At 61.7% G+C, this 2248-nt stretch carries 3 protein-coding genes; 1 reads left to right on the forward strand and 2 read right to left on the reverse strand.

The window, feature by feature from the left end; all coding sequences use genetic code 11:
* Positions 1-240 (reverse strand): hypothetical protein (locus ACYVDE_RS20720; RefSeq protein WP_460503437.1); only part of this gene is annotated, 240 nt, incomplete at its 3' end.
* A gap of 138 nt (positions 241-378) precedes the next feature.
* Between ACYVDE_RS20720 and ACYVDE_RS20725 the strand changes: the two genes are divergently transcribed.
* Positions 379-1038 carry an ABC transporter ATP-binding protein gene (locus ACYVDE_RS20725; protein ID WP_241935214.1) on the forward strand — a complete coding sequence of 220 codons (660 nt, stop codon included), beginning with the start codon at positions 379-381 and terminating at the stop codon, positions 1036-1038.
* Between the two features lie 147 nt (positions 1039-1185).
* Here the strand turns inward: ACYVDE_RS20725 and ACYVDE_RS20730 are convergent, their stop codons facing one another.
* Positions 1186-2082: a COG4315 family predicted lipoprotein gene (locus tag ACYVDE_RS20730; protein ID WP_460503438.1), complete on the reverse strand. Its 897-nt coding sequence runs from the start codon at positions 2080-2082 to the stop codon at positions 1186-1188.
* Positions 2083-2248 lie beyond the last annotated feature (166 nt).

The raw sequence follows: 2248 nt of genomic DNA on the forward strand, positions 1-2248 counted from the left end.
GCCGCCCACCCAACTCACCCCGCGCATACGGGTGCTGTCGGAAACCACGGCGCCCTGGCCCCGGGTGGCAAACGGCGCCCCGAAGGGCGAAGGAGCTTCGGCCAGTGTCTGCGCTTCGCGCACAGCCTCGGCGGGGCTACTGGCGTGGCGGGGCCGAAACCAGACAAAGAGCAGTAAGGGCAGCACAGCCGCCAGGGCCCAGGGCCACCAGCGCCGCGCCGGTATAAAAGGCGGCGTCATAGAAAATAGTAAGCCGGTTACAGACATGGTGCAATGTACGCGGTGGCTACAACTGCGTATAGCAGCGGGCTACGCACCGTTCCGGATTCTGCGTAGCTTTGTCCCTGCTGCATCACTCACGTCTATCGTCGCCCGCCGTTGCTCCAAGCCATCAACATTCATAAGAGCTACAATTCCCTGAACGTGCTCAAAGGCATCGATTTGACGATTGAAAAGTCGGAAATCGTGAGTATTGTCGGCTCCTCGGGGGCCGGTAAGAGCACCCTGCTGCACATTCTGGGCACGCTCGACACGCCCGACTCGGGGGATATTCTGTTCGATGGCGAGTCGGTGAGTTCGCTGGGACGCAACGACCTGGCCCGGTTTCGTAACCGGCACATCGGCTTCATCTTCCAATTCCACAACCTGCTGCCCGAGTTCACGGCCCTCGAAAACGTGTGTTTGCCCGCCTACCTGGCCGGCCGCACCGAGCGCGAAGTGCGCGTGCGGGCTCGCGAGCTGCTCGCCATGATGAACATGGAGCACCGCGCCGAGCACAAGCCCAGCGAAATGAGCGGCGGCGAGCAGCAGCGCGTGTCGGTGGCCCGCTCCCTCATCAACTCGCCCGAAATCATTTTCGCCGACGAACCCAGCGGCAACCTCGATACCAAAAATGCCCAGGAGCTGCACCAGATTTTCTTCCTGCTGCGCAAAGAGCTGGGCCAGACCTTTGTCATCGTGACGCACAACGACCAGCTGGCCGAAATGGCTGACCGCAAGATTGTGATGCGCGACGGCCACATTCTGGAGGGCGGGTAGGGTTGCGCACCTCCTAAAAAGAACAAAAAAGAACGTCATGCTGAGCTTGCCGAAGCATCTCTACCGCCCAACGTAATCAAATTACTATTGCGGTAGAGATGCTTCGACAAGCTCAGCATGACGTTCTCATTTTCTCTCACACCTACCTCAAGGGGCGGCTACGTACCAGAAGTCGCCGGAATCGTTTAGGTCGTGGCCTTCGACTTTACCGCGGGTGGCGGCATCGCCGGCGTAGTAGTACAGCGGGTGACCTTTATAGGTGAGCTGCTGGGTAGTTGAGGTGCCGCCGTACGCGCCGCCCGTGCTCGTTTCGCGGGTAATGGTGCCGAAATCACTACTCTTGAGCGAAGACGGCGCAACTGCACTGCTCAGGTACAGGGCGGGCCAGATGGCTGCGCAGCCACCCGTGCAGTTGGTGGGCTGGGTGCTAGGGCTGGTGTTGTCCTTGGCGAAATAGTAGAGCGTGCGGCCCACGCCATCTACCAGAAACGACTTGGTGGCCACCACGTGCGTGGCTTTGTCTTCGACGCTCTTGCTGGCCAGCAGCACGTTATAGCCGGGATTGAGCACGTGCCAGACCGTGCCGATGCCGTTGCCGCCGGTCTGGCCGGGCGCCTCGCGGGTGTACACGCCGTTGGCGGCCGGGGCGTAATAGTAGAGCGGCCAGCCTTTGTAGGTGGTTTGCGGGCGGCCGTCGGCGGTGGTTTTGGTGGCGAAGTCGGCCGCGTTCAGGGCTTTGGGCACTTTGATGTTGGCCTCGTAGTACACGGGCCAGAGCGGCATGCAGGTGGCGCTGGTGCAGGCGTTGGTGCCGTCGACGTCGCGGGCGAACACATACAGGGTGTTGCCATTGACATCGGTGAGGTAGCTGCCGAGCGTGGGCGAGGTGGCCAGCTTCACGTTGGCCACGGCGTCGGGGTCTTCGGCGGGCGTGGTGGAGTCTTTTTTGCAGCTGCCGAAACACAGGCTCAGCAGCAACGAGCTAGCCAAGCTAAGTGCCCAAAGCCCGCGCCGGCGGGCAAATGAGGTGACGATTGTAGTCATGATGCGGTAATGAATTGGCGGGTGAGAAAATGACAGGGCATGCCCGGGCTGCCAGCCCGCAGAGCGGCCACAGGTGGGCGGGCCGGGTGGCTGGTGCTGCCCGAAACGAGAAAAGAAAAAGCCGCAACGAGGCGAAACAACCGCGGCAGCTGGCGCCAGCTGCCGC

Source organism: Hymenobacter agri (assembly GCF_054778495.1).

Excerpts from the sequence above, each read along its gene's own strand:
- ACYVDE_RS20730 (WP_460503438.1), bottom strand. The coding sequence starts at position 2,082 with ATGACTACAATCGTCACCTCATTTGCCCGCCGGCGCGGGCTTTGGGCA.